A 13,705-nucleotide genomic window follows, 5' to 3' on the forward strand; every position below is an offset into this window, starting at 1 on the left:
GTCGGCGGTGCGTGCCTCGCGCCAGCCGTCCCAGCAGGTAGCCGAGCGCCAGCCAGCCGAGGGAGTTGAGCAGGTACAGCAGTAGGCCAAGCCAGGGCCTCACGGCGCTGCGCGTCCCAAGATCACGAGCACCCCGGCGTTTGTCTGCGCGACCAGCACCGTGTGCCCCACGGCCGGGGCATAGCTCGCCAGGTAGCTGACGCCGGACACCGAGCCACCGGCCAGGTTGATCGTGGCCGAGCTGGAGGTGAAGCCCTCCACCTTCGCGGTCCGTAGACGGACTGCGTTGGGGATGGGGGCGATGAGCTGGTACAGCGCATCAAGAGCACGCATGATCACTCCGTGGCGGGTTCGGGGGAACGGGTCTTGAGGGACATCGCGGTGCCGGGGTCGAGTGGCACGGTGAAGCTGTCCACGAGGTGGGTCTCCGTGGAACCGTCCGGGAACCTGACCCGGATCACGTCGCCGGACTCGAGCGCAGGGTTCGGCACGCACGACAGGTCGAGCTGACGGACCAGCCCAGTCACCCGGCCGAGCATCGATGTGGCCGCGCTGACACACTGCGCGGTCGTCGTCAGCAGCGGGCTGACGTAGAAGAACGGCTTCTTGCCAAAGGTGCCGAGGTAGTAGGTCGGGCTGGCTGGGTTGCTGTCCCACACGGTCGCGGTGACGGGCGGGATATCACCATCGGACTCACCCGACGCGACCACGCCGTTGTAGACGGTCTCGCGGCTGGTCTCCCGCGACCCGTCCACCATGACGCCGAGTTCCCCGGCGTCTACCCACCAGGCTGGCGTGTTCGTGACGGTCGGGGCCGGAGCGATGATGCCGTTGCCGGCCGGGTCGAAGTACACGTCGGCGCCGATCGCCTGGCCGAGCTGCTCGATCGCCTCCCAGCGCTCCCGCTCCCAGTACACGGATGGCGTGGCGGCAGTGGCCCCGGTGTAGTCCGTTACGCCCACGCCCGGCAGGGCCTCCTGGATCAGCCGGGTGATCTCCTGTACGACGGTGTTGGACGTGTTGGCCTGCGTGATCGCGGTGAACCGCAGATCCTTGACGGTCGCGGCTCGGTCCGATCCCGTGACGGAGATGCCGTTCTGGGCGATGGTCGCCTGTACGTCCTCGATCCGGAACCGGCCGAGCGGCACCCATTCGGTGGTGCCGTTGGGGTAGCGGATGCCTCGCTTCACCACGAGGTCGGACCCGAAGGGGGCCAGCACCGCCTGCGGGTCCACCTTCGGGTCCAGATCGGGGTCGGCCACAGTCACCGACAGGGTGCGCCGGATCTGCGAGCCACCGTCTACGGACACGGAGCCACCGGAGATGGGCAGATCAGCTTGCAGCAGGGTCGCGCCTCGGTAGGCGTCCACCTGGAGCGTCACGACGTGGCTGCGGCGCAGCGCGTCCATGAACTGGGTGCTGGCGGGGTACATCAGCCCACGCCCTGAAGCACCCCGGTCCACGTGCCCTCCGACGCGAGGAGCTGTGACCAGCTCGCGTACGCGCCGAGCACGTCGGACCACGAGTTGCCGAGGGCCAGTGCGGTACCGGGCGGTCGGTCGACGACCGTGAACGGCAGGGTGAACTGCCGGTCAGCGGTGCTGCCGATGTGGGTCAACCGGCGCTCCGCGACCTCTCCTACGGCCACGTAGACCGAGCCCATGCCGTACCCGGCCGGGGTGGACAGGAATAGCGGCTCCCCGTCCTCCAGCAGGCCGATGATCGCCACCCGGTCCGCATCGGTGTGGGTGTTCAGCACGATCTCTCCGCGCTCGCTGCCCCGCATCATGGTGACCGCGATGGGACGCGACCGGCCCAGCACCTCGAACACGCCTTGCGCTACCGGGCGGGTGAGGTCCGGCCCGGAGGCCACCTCGACCACGGTGTTCAAGAATGGGCGGCCGGGGTGCTTCAGCCAGGTCTTGCCGCCGGAGTCCATGGTGTAGGTCGGGGACGTGATGGTGACGCCGGGCCGGTCGGTGCTCGTCGCCTGGTAGTAGAACGGCGAATCCAGCGGTGCTTCGTAGTCGTCCCCGACCCATGCTCCCGCCACGAGTGTGGCGGGATCGGCACCGCGGACTGGCACGATCGTCCCGTCACCGTTGACGCGCTGAATGGTCGCGGTGGCCGGCACCGGCGTCGAGGTCCACGACAGCGAGACGCTGGCTCGGGTGGTTGCCGGGAATAGTGTCGCGGTGAGCGTGTCAGCCACTACAACCTCCGCCCGTCAACGAGCTGGCGCGCCTGCTGCGTCTGGGCGCTGTCCACCTGCACGCGCACAATGTCGGTCAGTTCGGTGTTGCCGATGAATACGCGGATGTTCGGCGTAGCGGCGGCAGCCGTCCGCTCCAGAAGACCTCGGAGCATGGAATCCGGCAGTACCGTTTCCGGTTCGCGGCCCTCACCGATCACGGCCAGCGTGCCAGCGGTGGCGCGCGCTCCTCCTGCCAGGTAGGGGATATCGGGCGGGTTGATGCTGATCGAGCCGCCCGGGATCGGGATCTTGAACGACAGCGCGGCATTGATCTTGCCGATCGCGGAGTTCAGCAGGCCCCGTACGGCGGACCACACGTTGCCCGCGATATCGGAGACCAGCTTTCCGGCCCCCTTCATCCCGGAGACGAAGTTGCTGATCAGGCCGCGTCCCGCGTTCGCGAAACCCTTGGCGTAGCCAGCGATCTTGCCCGGGATTCCGGAGATCGCTGAGGTCACCGCCGAGGCCGCACCGCCAATGTTTGAACGGATTCCGGCCACCGCGTTGTCGGCCAGCTTCTTCCCGGCCGCTGCGAAGTTCTTGACCTGGGCAACGAGTTTGCCGGGGATTCCGGAGAAGAAGTTAACCACTGCCTGGACACCGTTGATCGCGGTGGACTTGGCGGAGTTGATCACCGAGGTCACGGTTGCCTTGGCCTGCCCCCAGATCTTCGTCCAGGTTTGGCCGAGGGAGCCGATCCACTTGATCACGCCCTTGGCGAAGTTGACCACCGAGACGCCTGCGTTGTAGCAGCCGACCGCGAAGTCAGCGATGGACTTGATCACCTTCGCGACCGTCTGGACGGTCGTGATCAGGTTCTTGACCAGGACCGTGATCAGCCAGCCAGCGAATTTGATTGCTACCGGCAACACCTTTCCGGCGAGCGCCGTCGAGAACTCGACAACCTTGCCGATCACCAGCACTACGACGGAAATGATCTTCTGGATGGTCGGCTGCCAGTCGCGGAACTTCTGCGTGATCAGCGCGACTGCCGGTACGACGTTCTTCTGGATCACGCCGTAGAAGGCGTCCAGCACCGGCTTCAGGTTCGTCGCGATCTTGCTGTAGATCGCCACGACCGCAGGGACAAGCTTGGTCCCTATGAAGCTCGCGAAGGACGCCAGGATCGGCATCACGTTGGTCTGGATGACGCCGTAGACCTGCCGGTAGATCGGGATCAGCTTGCCGACGAAGTAGCCGACGAGCTGCTGGACGGCCGGGAGCACCTTGCCCGTGAAGGCTGCTGCCAGCGGGCCTAGCGCGGTACCGACCTGGCCAGCGAAGGTGGACACCGGGCCGGACGCCTTGCTGAACAGGTCGCCCATCCCGGACAGCAGCGGCAGCAGTGCCTTGATGCCGGGGATCACTGCCTTGGCCAGGACGGTCACCAACCCCTGCTGGAGCTGGCGTACGAAGGTCTGGAGCACCTGCGTTGGCGTGTTGTTGAACGCCTTGTTGGCCGCGTCCGCCGCGCCCGCGACCTGCCCGAGTCCCTTGGCGGCGGTGGACGGGTCCAGCGCGAACAGGGCCTTCCCGAGGTCTTCGGCCTGCGTACCGAACAGCGCCACGGCGGCCTGGCTCTGCTTCACCGGGTCCTTGATCGCGCGCAGCTTGTCGAGCACGGTCTGTAGCCCTTGCGAGGCGGGCTTTCCGCCCTTGGCGATCTGCTCGGACATGGACTTGGCGTCCAGCCCGAGCTGCTTGAAGCCTGCGGCTGTGGTGGTCGAGCCGTCCACGGCCCGGATGCTGAACTCCTTGAGCGCGTCAGCGACCAGGTCGGCGTCCCGCGCGCCACCTTTCAATCCCTGCGACAGAAGGCCGGTCGCGGTCGTGCCGTCGATCCCGATCTTGCGGAATTGCGTCGAGTACTCGTTCAGGGTGTCCAGGAAGTCGCCCGACTTGTCCGCGCCGGACTGCAAGCCCTTGGTGATGATGTCCAGCGCCTGGTCGGCGTTCTTCGCCAGCCCGGTGCGCATCAACTGCGACACCGCGCGGGTCACGCCGCCGAGATCCTGGTCGAAGATGTTCGCGGTGCTGACGACCTTGCCGGAGATGCGCTGCAACGTGTCCTGGCCCGCGCCGCGCATCCCGTCGATGTTCTGGATGACTGACGCGATGCCTTCGTTGACCTGCTCGATGCCGGTGCCGTAGCCGGACCCGAACAGCTTCCCGGCCGCCGCACCGACCTTCGCTGACTCCTGCTGTGTCAGGCCGAGCTGCGCCGACAGCTTGGCGTTGAGCTGGTCCTGCTGGAGCGCGTCGCCCATGCCCTTCACGAGCGCAGCACCGACCGCGAGACCGGCCCCACCGATCAGCGCCTTGCCCGCGCCGAGCCGACCGATCAGGCCCTTCTTCGTGCCCTCGCCAGCCTGCGTACCGGCCCGGTCCCCGATCCCCTGGCCCAGGTCGTCACCGAGCTGCTTACCTGCCTTGGTGACGTCCCCGGCCAGCTCGGACTGCATCTTGCTCGCGAAGCCCCGGGCGGACGGGATGAGGCTGACGTACGCGGAGCCGACTTCGGTGCTCACTCAGCCTCCTCGAAGTTGATGAATCCGCCAAGCGAGTGGGGCGACACGACTGGGGTGTCGGTGCCGGCCGCGACCGTCGAGAGCTTCGGCAGCACCGACTCGGGTGCGCGGCGACGGTTGCCCTTGGACTGGTGGGCCATCTCCCACTGCCAGCGGTACGACGCCATCTCGTCCAGCAGTCGGCCCACGAGCGCGTCGGTCAGGGTCCAGCCGCGGAGTGGTCCCGGGTCCGTTCCCGCCACGGCGTAGGCGGTGGCGCTGTCCGGCGGCAGGTGCTCAAGCAGTACGCGCAGCCTCCGCAGCGTGAGCTGCCCGGTCCACACACCGGTCAGCGCAACCCCGTAGTGGTGCTGGAGATCTGCCTCGATCACGTCTCCGTGCTCGCGGAGCAGAGCCAGCACCGCTAGAGGTTTCCCGTACCACCCGCCTGACCGGCTGCGTTGAAGAACTCGGCCAGGTCGCGGAGCTTGCGGCCCTTGATGAGACGCGCGGCCTGCTCGTTGCCGAGCAGCAGCCGCAGCGCCTTGATGATCTGTTCGTCCTCCAGCGCAGCCAGAAACTCGAGCCCTGTCGCGTCGGACGGCTTGAAGGTCCACTTCTCGCCGTCCCACTCGAAGGTGATGGGCAGGTCCCTGGCCTCCACCCGTTGCAGGTTCGGTTCTGGCTGATGACGGTCCTGCGGCCGGGTGATGCTGGGCAGGTCGTCGAAGCTGAAGGCGGTCTCCTCCGTGACCGGCATGTCAGACCTACGCAGCCGCGAACGCGGCGTCGGAGGTCAGCCAGCTCGCCAGGACGGAGCCGCTGTCGGGCGGCAGCGCCGACAGGGTGACCGGGAACGCCTGCGCCTGACGGGCCACGGTCACGTCACCGGTCTCGGTGACCTCGACCTTCGCCGCGAGGAGCCGGGACGTGATCGCCACGTCCTTCCACTCCAGCACCATGGCGAACTGGAGCCCTACCGGGTCCACCGGCACGTCGGCGCGGAAGCCGGTGCCTCCGTCGCTGGCGAAGTCGCCGGACTGGAGCCAGAGCTTCAGGTTGTCCGCGTTGGACTGGAGCAGCGTCAGCGCCACCGTCAGCTCCTGCGCGGTGATGATGTTCCGCACCGGGGTCGCGGACTGCCACGCGGCCACGCCGTCGCGGCTGATCGACTTGCCGAGCGTTACGCCGTCGTCGGTCGTGTACCCGTAGCCATTGAAGGCCGGGTCCAGCGTGCCCGACGCGGCGGTCGGCAGGGTGGTGCCCACGGGGGCAAGGAACAGCTCGCCGGTCCCGGCGACGCGCACCTGCCCAGACACGAGAGTCATGGGTTTTCTCCTTCGGTGGTGGGGATTCCGCGCGGAATTACGCGGGCCGGACGATCAGCTCGACCGTGAACATGCAGATCGACTTGGTGTCGTCGGCGGGGTCCGGCATCTGGCGCGGACCGAGCACGGTGGAGCCGTAGAGGACGACCGCGCCCGTCCCGGCGGGGTCGTTGTTTGCCGCGCGCAACCAGGCCCAGAGCTGGTTCGCCAGCGCCATGCGCGTCCGGTCGCTGTCGTGCCACACGAGCACGTCCAGCCATGGCTGGTCGTGGTTCGGGGTCAGCTCGATGCCGCCGACGCGCCGGACGCGCACGAACCGGCCTCCACCGCCCCGTACGCCGATCGGCACGCCGGGGGCGTACTCAGCCAGGAGCGGGGCCAGAAAGTCCACCGCTGCTGCCTCTGCGTCCGCGTACGGCGCAACCGGGAGCATCAGCTACCCCGGGCGGCACCGAGCGCGCCCACGAGCAGCCGGTGCTTGGCCTCGACCCGCAGCGCGGCCGGGTGGTCGGCCTCAACGATCGCCCTGGCTCGGGTGGACGTTGGCGCCTGGCGGACGGTAATGGGCAGCTTGCGCTTACCCGGCTCGCCCTCCACGAGTGGAGCGGCACCGCGAGCGGCGGACGCGACCGCAGCGGCCTTGCGGTTGAGCACCTGCTGCATCCCGGCGGACTTCAGCAGGTCGCCCACCCCGGCCCGGTTGAGCTCGAAGACGATGCTGCTGATGGCCATGTCAGGCCCCGTACTGCTCGATCAGCTCGGCCTTCAAGGTGGCATCAGCCACGGCCGGATCGGCACCGCTCGCAACAGCGAACGCCACCCATTCCGACTTCCTCGCGGTCGCGGCCGGCATCGACACCGGCTCGTGTTCCGTGGCTCCGAGCAGTTCCGCGTGCTCCGCGGTGAGCATCAGCGGACGGTCAGAGCCGTCAACGTCGTACAGCTTCATGCGTCGGTGCTCCTTCGGAGGTTGATGACGGCGTGGGCCAGTGAGCCGAACTGCCAGCGCTGCACCTCGCCGTCCACGTCGTAGGTGTCGCCGTCCCACAGCACGCGGTCGGTCGCCTGTACGTCGGTGGCGATCGGGGCCCAGACGGTCCACCGGGTCTGCCACGCGTCGCGGTCCACGGTGTCCAGCGGGGCCGGGGTCGGTTGCACCGAGCAACCGATGACGGCGGTGGTCTCCGCGTTGTCCCAGTCCGGCTGCGTGCCGGTGCCGTAGTCGGCAGGCTTGCTGCCCGGCCGGACCACGGCAATGGTGTGCGGCCCGAGACTCATGGCCTCGGCGGGATCTTGTAGCGATCGAGCACCAGCCGGTCCAGCGCCGTGAGCGATCCCGACACCGGCAGGCCGTCCGCGCCGGTGGCGTACGCCACCTGTCCAACCTGGCTGTACTGCGACGGGTCGTCCACGCTCCTGGACGCGAGCCGGTCAATGACCGTCTGCACGTCCAGGGGCATGGACTCGTATCCGTGGGTGAGCGTGACCACGAGCCCACGGAAGTCATCTGTCCAGCCGCAGTTCCAGCCGTGCCAGGAAGTGGCGCTGCTGGTGCGCCGCAGGACCCCGGCCGCCGACCAGGCGTACCCCTCGGGGTCCAGTTCCGTGCCGTTCTCGGCCACGGAGGCAACCGAGACGACGTGGAGGGACGGCAGCACCAGCAGCGGTCCACCCGGGCCGTCGAGGGTCAGCGTGTCCTCGCGCTGGGGGGCGATGTGCCACCCGCAGTACGCCCGGACCTCTGCCTCGGCACGCGCGGTCGCGTCGGCCTGGCTCAGCGGCATGGGTCAGCTCGCGCTCTTGTTCGCCGGAGCGGTCGCCTTCTTCGTGGCAGCGCCAGCCTTCTTGGCCGCGTCGCCGTACTTCTCGGCGTCGGTCTCCGACAGCAGCATCGTGTGCTCGATGCCGTTGATGGTCACGGTGTACTCGGTCAGCTTCTCTTCAGCCATGGCGGTTTCTCCTTCAGCGGATAGGGGCCCGGGGCAACCAGGCAGGGGTCGGCTGCCCCGGGCTGAGGACTACGCGGTGAAGGTGACCTTCACGACGGCCGACGGGATGCGGACCGCGAGCGCCAGACGCTCTTCGACGCGGGTCGTGACGATGTTGCTGGTGAACTTGCCCTGGTCGGAGTTCGTGGACTCGACCCGGACACCGCCCTTGCGGTACACGGTCCCGGCCTGGTTGAACGCTCCGACGAGTGCAGTGCCGGCCGCGACAGCGCTCGTGACGACGGTGCGCAGTCCCCACAGCGGAGGCTGCTGGAGCACGCTCCCGTTGCCGTACTCGCCCTGGAAGTACCCGCCGCCGAAGTACTGGTTGTTCGCGTCCCGCGACAGCCGCAGCCGCTGGTAGTCCATCGGGTTGATCACGATGCCGTCCGCCGCGAGACCCGTGGCGGTCTGGACCTTCGTCATCGCCCGGAACAGTGCGTCGGCGTCGTCGCCGCCACCGGCCGCCGACACCTCGGTCTGGATGCCGGAGCGGTTGAGCAGGCCGAGAACGTTGGTCCCGGTGCCGTTCCCGTTGAGGAGCTGCGCCTCCTCGAACATGCCGAGCAGGTACATGCCCCGGTTGTTGATCTCAGACACGAAGAAGTCGAGGTCTTCGGTCATCTCGTCCGACATGTCCCACCACGCGGCGATCTTCTTCAGCGCGTCGGTGCGAGTGGTCGGGTCCGTGAAGTGCATCTGCGGCTTCTGGCCGGTCTCACCGACCGTGGCGAATCCGCCCTCGACCGCGCCTTCGATGAAGTACGAGATCGCGTTGCCGGAGATGGACCCGGAGCCGAGCAGGTCGGCCACGACCGGCCCCGGCCGGTAAGCCCGGACGATGGTCCGGTCTACGGTGGTGAGCAGCGGGCCGAACACGGCTCCGGTGGTCACCTGTGGGTCGGTGTTCGCCTTGCTGGGCACGAACTCCGGGCTGGATACCGTGTATCCGCTGATCGACTTGAGCCGGGCCAGGGTGTCGCCCTTGAGCGACTTGGCGAAGTGCTCGCCCAGGCTCTTGGCCGGGGTGTCTTTGTCGTCGTCCTTGCGCTCGCCCTCGGACGCGTCGAGCTGCATGACGCTGTCCACGAGGGACTTCCCGGCGATCTGCTTGTCCAGCTCGCCGACCTTGGTCTTCTGCTCCTGAACGGACTTCAGCTCGTCCGTGGTCAGCTCGCGGTTGTCGGTCTTCGCTGCCTCGATGAGGTCTCGGGCAGCCTTGATGGCGGCGGAACGCTGCTCTGCAAGGGATGCAGTAGGCATGGCTACACGCCTCCTTCCAGTTCGATGAGGTCGAATTCGGCTGCCAGGGTCGTGACGGACGTGGCGCGGCTGGACTCCTTGGCCGTGGCCCCTTCGGGCTCCTTGGCCGTGGTCGGACCGGCGTCGCTGGTCTTCTCCTGACTGGTGTCACTGCTGGTCGAGTCGAGCTGCTTGAGCACGCCGGAGATGAGGTTCACGGCGTCCCGCAGGTCGGTCTCGTTCTTGGCGGACAGCACGCGGCCCGCCTTCCCACCGGCCCCCTCGTTGCGCTTGGCAACCAAGGTCCGGGTGTTCTGATTCATCCCGATGAGCGTCGGCCCGACCTCGTAGAGGTTCAGCTCCTTGAGCGCGGTCTCCCCGGGGCCTTCCTCGTCCGGCGCGGCTCCCCCGTCCGGTACGTCGTAGGCGAACGAGTACTGCCGGACCCGGCCGCCCTTGATGAGCTTGAAAGCCTTGGCGGCCTTGGGGTCCTCCATGTCGATCTGGGCCTTGACCCACAGACCTTCGTCGGTCTCCTTGGCCTCGGTGACCTCACCGATGTAGGCGTCCAGGTCGTCGTGCAGGTGCGACCAGATGAACGGGATGGTGTTCCCGCTGTCGGCCCACTCCTGAAGGGACTTCGAGAACGCGCCCGGCAGAATCCGGTCACCGATGCTGTCCACGTCGTAGGTCGCGACTAGTGCTTCCACCACTCCGTCGTCAGTGGTGTTCGCTGCCTTGACGCGGGCAGGCAGGGTCTTCAACTCAGGCATGTGCAGCCCTCCTTGCGGGCATCAAGGTGGAGTCCCCCCGCCCGGGGGCCCTGGTGACTTGGGGCCTGCTGGGGGGTGTGAGGGGCAGCCCTCGGGTCGTGGCAGCCCCAGGCAGGGGGAGTCAGAGGAGATTGATCTGCAACGCGCAGTTGCATCCGGCAACGTCATCCACGTCGCCGTCGGCGTCTCCGGGCCACATCAGGCCGTTGGAGAACTTGTCGTCCATCGCGACCGTCTCACCGTTCATGCGGGAGTGCTCCGGCCGCGCGTTCGAGCCGGTCACCCATGTCTTGGTGGGCTCGACGTTGTTGGTGCGGGCGATCTGCCCGGCTGCCTCCTGGCTGGCGAATCCGGCCAGCCATGTAGCCAGGCCGATCGCGATCCCGGCCGCTCGGCTGTCCAGCGCGGTCTTGTAGACGTTCGCCGGGTCGCCCTCGGGGTCGAGCACTGCGGCTTCGATCTGGTCGCGGGTGGTGGTGTTGATGTTCTCGGCCCGCTGCGCCATGACAGCCTGAAGGAAGTTCACGGTCGCGTCCGGGTCGTAGTCGTCCTCGCTGAAGCCGAGCGCCAGGGCCTCGGCCTTGCCGAGGGTGGCGGACACGGACAGCGCGACCCGGTGCAGGTCATCGGCCAGCTCGCGGTTCCAGCGCTCCTCGTCCCACTCGCCACCTCGGCCGTACTTGTCGGCCGACTGCTGGCGTGCGAAGAACCGGCGCAGTACCCCGGCCACTAGCTCGGCCTGGCGTTCGGTCACCGCAGCCTTCAGCAGCACCAGGTTTCCCCTGCGGAGCTGGCGGGAGGCGGCGGCCGGCACCGAGTTGCTCGGGTTGTTCGGTGCCGTGTCGCGTGGGTTCGCCTGCCCGCCGACCAGGACGTTGAGCGGGGTGACAAGCCCATCTCCGTCAGGGATCGCAGGCATGTTGCGCAGGCCACGAGCCTCGTTCGCCGTCATCCACGGGCGGCCCACCGACGACTGGAGCGCCTGCGTCTGCTCCTCGAAGCTGCCCTGCAACTTCTCCTCGATGTTGAACTCCAGGTACACATCGGTCCGGGAGTCGAAGCGGGGCACGAGGAAGGCGTTGATGCGGTCCTCGATCTGGGCGATGATCGGGCCCAGGGTGTCGCCGTACAGCATCCGGCGGAACTCGCGAACGTTGCTGTAGTTGGCGTTGTCGAGCAGGCCGATCATCGTAGGGTTGATGTGGTACACCGACGCGACGGTGTTGAGCGCCAGCCGGGCCCCCTCGATGAACTCCATCTCGTGGGCCGAGAAGTCCACCCGGCCCAGGGACATGCCGTCTTCGAGCAGCGGCGTACCGCCGACACCCGGCCCGTTCCCGGTGAACTTGGATTCCCAGTCGGACTTGAACTGCTTGCGGGCCTCGTCGCTCCACTGCGGGGCACCGGCCGGGCGGGTAAGTACCGCACCGACCTTGCCGCCGCGCTGCCACACCGACTCGCGGTACCGCGACGCCTGCACCTGCTCGGACAGGATCTCGCGCAGTGCGCTGATCGGTGAGCTGCCCAGGGCCAGCGAGTCCGGCGACCAGCCGTGGAACGGGATCACCTGATCGGCCGGAATGTCCACCCAGTTGCCGCGATCGTTGGACGCGACCCGGTACGTCGCCGGACCGAGCGCGTCACCGCCCCAAGGCGTCACCCACGGGACCGGCAGCCGCGACAGCGGCTGCGCCGGGTCGTCGCTGGTCAGCCAGTACGCCCGGTCGTACAAGGCGAGATCGGCCACCAGGCCATAGATCAGCTCGTATGTGGTGGTGGCCTGGTTGGGTCGCCGGACGATCCTGCCGACGCCGTCGTGGATGCGCTTGCGGTCCACGTCGTCCACGCGCTGGAAGGCTTGCAGCCCGAGTTGTGCGATGTTGCGGGCGAGGAAGTTGACCACCGTCCGCAGGTACGGCTGCGTACGCCACATCTCCGCCGGAGACATGTGGAGGATGTGCTCGACCTGCTCGTTGGACAGCCGCCAGGAGCCGTACCAGTCGCCCCAGTTCGGAGGCCAGGAGGTGACTGTCTGAGTTCGCCGGAACCGGTCGAACAGACCCATCAGAAGACCTCCAATCTCGCGGCTTCGTAGGCACTGGTCGGCGCGGGCTCGGGCATGCCGCCGGTCAGGCACCACAGCGCGCCGGTCACTGCGACCAGCGGGCTTGCGTCGGTGGGCGATCCGCGCCGGTCCCAGACCCACGAATCGCCTACGGGGCGTGTAGATGCGGTGGCTGCGGCGAGGTTGAGTGCTGGCTGGTCGCGGTGGCGCAGGCCGACTGCCGCGTCCCCTTCTCCGATGGCTGCTCGAACGCGGTCGTAGAAAGTGCCGGCCGCAATGCCTAGGTCAGCTCCGTCCCACTCGACCACGCGAATCCCGGCGTCGGTCAGCGGTCCGATGAGGCTTGAGCTGGGGGCACCGCGGTGCTGTACCGCGACTGGCGCTCCCCTGACCTCAGCTGCCCGCTCCGGGGAGGTGAGCCAGTCAGCCAGCCAGTCCGTACCGGCCCGGCGTGCGATCAGCTCGACGTGGTACAGCCCATCCGGTCGGACCGACGCCAGCCCGACGTAAGCCGTGCTGCGGTCCCATGACACGTCCACGCACAGTGCGATCAGCGCGCCGGGGGCCCGGGAGCTGTCGGGGTCGGCGCTGGCTTCCCACGCTCCAGGCGGGAACGGGCCTTCCAGCGTCCCTTCGGACCACTGGCACAGCACCTCGGTGCGGAAGATCCACTCCGGGTCGGTCCGTGCGGCCGACTTGATGGTCCGTTCGGTGATCGTGTGGCCGAGTGCCGGGTTGGCCTGCGCCCACGCGGCCGGGTCGCGCAGCGCGGCCCCGGGCGGGGCCGACCACTCGAAGATCCCGAGCGAGTCGTCTTCGGCGTCCAGCTCCATGCCGTCCTCGTCCGGCCGGATCTCCTCGTCGTCGGAGTTGATGCCGTCCGGGTCACCGAGCGCCAGGTGGGCCAGCTTGCGCAGGTACCGCAGCACGATGGACGTGCTGTCGCCCGCGTTGCTCATGGCAAGGATGAGCGCGAACGCTCGGGCCATGGTGGTTTTGGTGATGGCTCCCCAGGCGTCCCACGACTGGTGCTCGCGCAGCTCGTCCAGAAGCACCACGTCGCCGGACAGTCCGCGACCAGCGCGCCGGTTGGCTGCCTTCACCTTGTAGCGCTCGCCGGACGTGAGCACGAGCGACTTCTTGCCGTTGACCCGGATCACGTGCTGCTTCAGCTCGTCCAGCTCCGGTGTCTCCTCAACGAGGTCCACCGCGCCTTGCCAGATCTCCTCTGCAACGTCCAGATCCTGCGCCGTGCCGATGATCAGCGGGCTGCCGTACACGAACATGAACCACAGCGCGATGACCTGCGACAGCGTGGATTTGCCGTTCTGCCTTGCGATGAGGACGACACAGGTACGGAACCGGAGCGAGCCGTCTGGCAGCAGCTCAAGCATGTGGATCAGAAGCCACCGCTGCCACGGCATGAGGTCCATCTCCAGCACACCTTCTGCGAAGGCGATGACGCTGAAGCCGAGCGAGGTCTCCGGGGTCAGCTCACGCAGCGGCGGCGTGAAGATCCGTGGCTCCTCACAGCCGTACAGCGTCACG

The 13,705-nt window shown here is 67.9% G+C and carries 17 protein-coding genes; all 17 read right to left on the bottom strand.

What is annotated here, in order from left to right; genetic code table 11:
- Positions 1–99 precede the first annotated feature (99 nt).
- The 17 genes from ACXJJ3_RS08685 to ACXJJ3_RS08765 all read right to left on the bottom strand — a co-directional run bounded on the left by ACXJJ3_RS08685 (position 100) and on the right by ACXJJ3_RS08765 (position 13,704).
- On the bottom strand, positions 100–333 hold the full coding sequence (locus ACXJJ3_RS08685; protein ID WP_458169450.1) for a hypothetical protein: 234 nt from the start codon (positions 331–333) through the stop codon (positions 100–102).
- Between the two features lie 2 nt (positions 334–335).
- The gene (locus ACXJJ3_RS08690) at positions 336–1,433 is read right to left on the bottom strand and encodes a DUF5047 domain-containing protein (RefSeq protein ID WP_458169451.1); all 1,098 of its coding nucleotides are present in this window, start codon (positions 1,431–1,433) and stop codon (positions 336–338) included.
- On the bottom strand, positions 1,433–2,212 hold the full coding sequence (locus tag ACXJJ3_RS08695) for a hypothetical protein (protein WP_458169452.1): 780 nt from the start codon (positions 2,210–2,212) through the stop codon (positions 1,433–1,435). Before ACXJJ3_RS08695 ends, ACXJJ3_RS08690 begins: the two co-directional genes overlap by 1 nt.
- Positions 2,212–4,782 (bottom strand): phage tail tape measure protein, encoded by a 2,571-nt coding sequence (locus ACXJJ3_RS08700; protein ID WP_458169453.1) that lies wholly within the window; start codon positions 4,780–4,782, stop codon positions 2,212–2,214. The genes ACXJJ3_RS08695 and ACXJJ3_RS08700 overlap by 1 nt, the downstream gene beginning before the upstream one ends.
- Positions 4,779–5,183: a hypothetical protein gene (locus ACXJJ3_RS08705; protein WP_458169454.1), complete on the bottom strand. Its 405-nt coding sequence runs from the start codon at positions 5,181–5,183 to the stop codon at positions 4,779–4,781. Before ACXJJ3_RS08705 ends, ACXJJ3_RS08700 begins: the two co-directional genes overlap by 4 nt.
- Positions 5,184–5,185: 2 nt before the next feature.
- The gene (locus ACXJJ3_RS08710) at positions 5,186–5,521 is read right to left on the bottom strand and encodes a hypothetical protein (RefSeq protein WP_458169455.1); all 336 of its coding nucleotides are present in this window, start codon (positions 5,519–5,521) and stop codon (positions 5,186–5,188) included.
- Positions 5,522–5,528: 7 nt separating this feature from the next.
- Positions 5,529–6,089, bottom strand: coding sequence for a phage tail tube protein (locus tag ACXJJ3_RS08715; RefSeq protein ID WP_458169456.1), 561 nt, complete (start codon positions 6,087–6,089; stop codon positions 5,529–5,531).
- 37 nt (positions 6,090–6,126) lie between these two features.
- The gene (locus ACXJJ3_RS08720) at positions 6,127–6,480 is read right to left on the bottom strand and encodes a hypothetical protein (protein WP_458169457.1); all 354 of its coding nucleotides are present in this window, start codon (positions 6,478–6,480) and stop codon (positions 6,127–6,129) included.
- Between the two features lie 41 nt (positions 6,481–6,521).
- The gene (locus ACXJJ3_RS08725) at positions 6,522–6,821 is read right to left on the bottom strand and encodes a hypothetical protein (protein WP_380197341.1); all 300 of its coding nucleotides are present in this window, start codon (positions 6,819–6,821) and stop codon (positions 6,522–6,524) included.
- Between the two features lies 1 nt (position 6,822).
- Complete coding sequence (locus tag ACXJJ3_RS08730) at positions 6,823–7,038, bottom strand: hypothetical protein (protein ID WP_458169458.1); 216 nt, start codon at positions 7,036–7,038, stop codon at positions 6,823–6,825.
- Entirely contained in the window at positions 7,035–7,367 is a 333-nt protein-coding gene (locus ACXJJ3_RS08735) for a hypothetical protein (protein ID WP_458169459.1), read from the bottom strand. Before ACXJJ3_RS08735 ends, ACXJJ3_RS08730 begins: the two co-directional genes overlap by 4 nt.
- A complete protein-coding gene (locus ACXJJ3_RS08740) occupies positions 7,364–7,873 on the bottom strand; it encodes a hypothetical protein (RefSeq protein ID WP_380197335.1) in 510 nt (169 codons plus the stop codon). The genes ACXJJ3_RS08735 and ACXJJ3_RS08740 overlap by 4 nt, the downstream gene beginning before the upstream one ends.
- Positions 7,874–7,876: 3 nt before the next feature.
- Entirely contained in the window at positions 7,877–8,038 is a 162-nt protein-coding gene (locus tag ACXJJ3_RS08745) for a hypothetical protein (RefSeq protein WP_380197334.1), read from the bottom strand.
- Between the two features lie 69 nt (positions 8,039–8,107).
- Positions 8,108–9,340, bottom strand: coding sequence for a phage major capsid protein (locus ACXJJ3_RS08750; protein WP_458169460.1), 1,233 nt, complete (start codon positions 9,338–9,340; stop codon positions 8,108–8,110).
- 2 nt (positions 9,341–9,342) lie between these two features.
- Positions 9,343–10,092 (bottom strand): HK97 family phage prohead protease, encoded by a 750-nt coding sequence (locus tag ACXJJ3_RS08755; RefSeq protein ID WP_458169461.1) that lies wholly within the window; start codon positions 10,090–10,092, stop codon positions 9,343–9,345.
- 121 nt (positions 10,093–10,213) lie between these two features.
- A complete protein-coding gene (locus tag ACXJJ3_RS08760) occupies positions 10,214–12,157 on the bottom strand; it encodes a phage portal protein (protein ID WP_458169462.1) in 1,944 nt (647 codons plus the stop codon).
- The gene (locus ACXJJ3_RS08765; RefSeq protein WP_458169463.1) at positions 12,157–13,704 is read right to left on the bottom strand and encodes a terminase large subunit domain-containing protein; all 1,548 of its coding nucleotides are present in this window, start codon (positions 13,702–13,704) and stop codon (positions 12,157–12,159) included. The genes ACXJJ3_RS08760 and ACXJJ3_RS08765 overlap by 1 nt, the downstream gene beginning before the upstream one ends.
- Between the last annotated feature and the right edge of the window lies 1 nt (position 13,705).

The organism is Kribbella sp. WER1 (assembly GCF_054189145.1).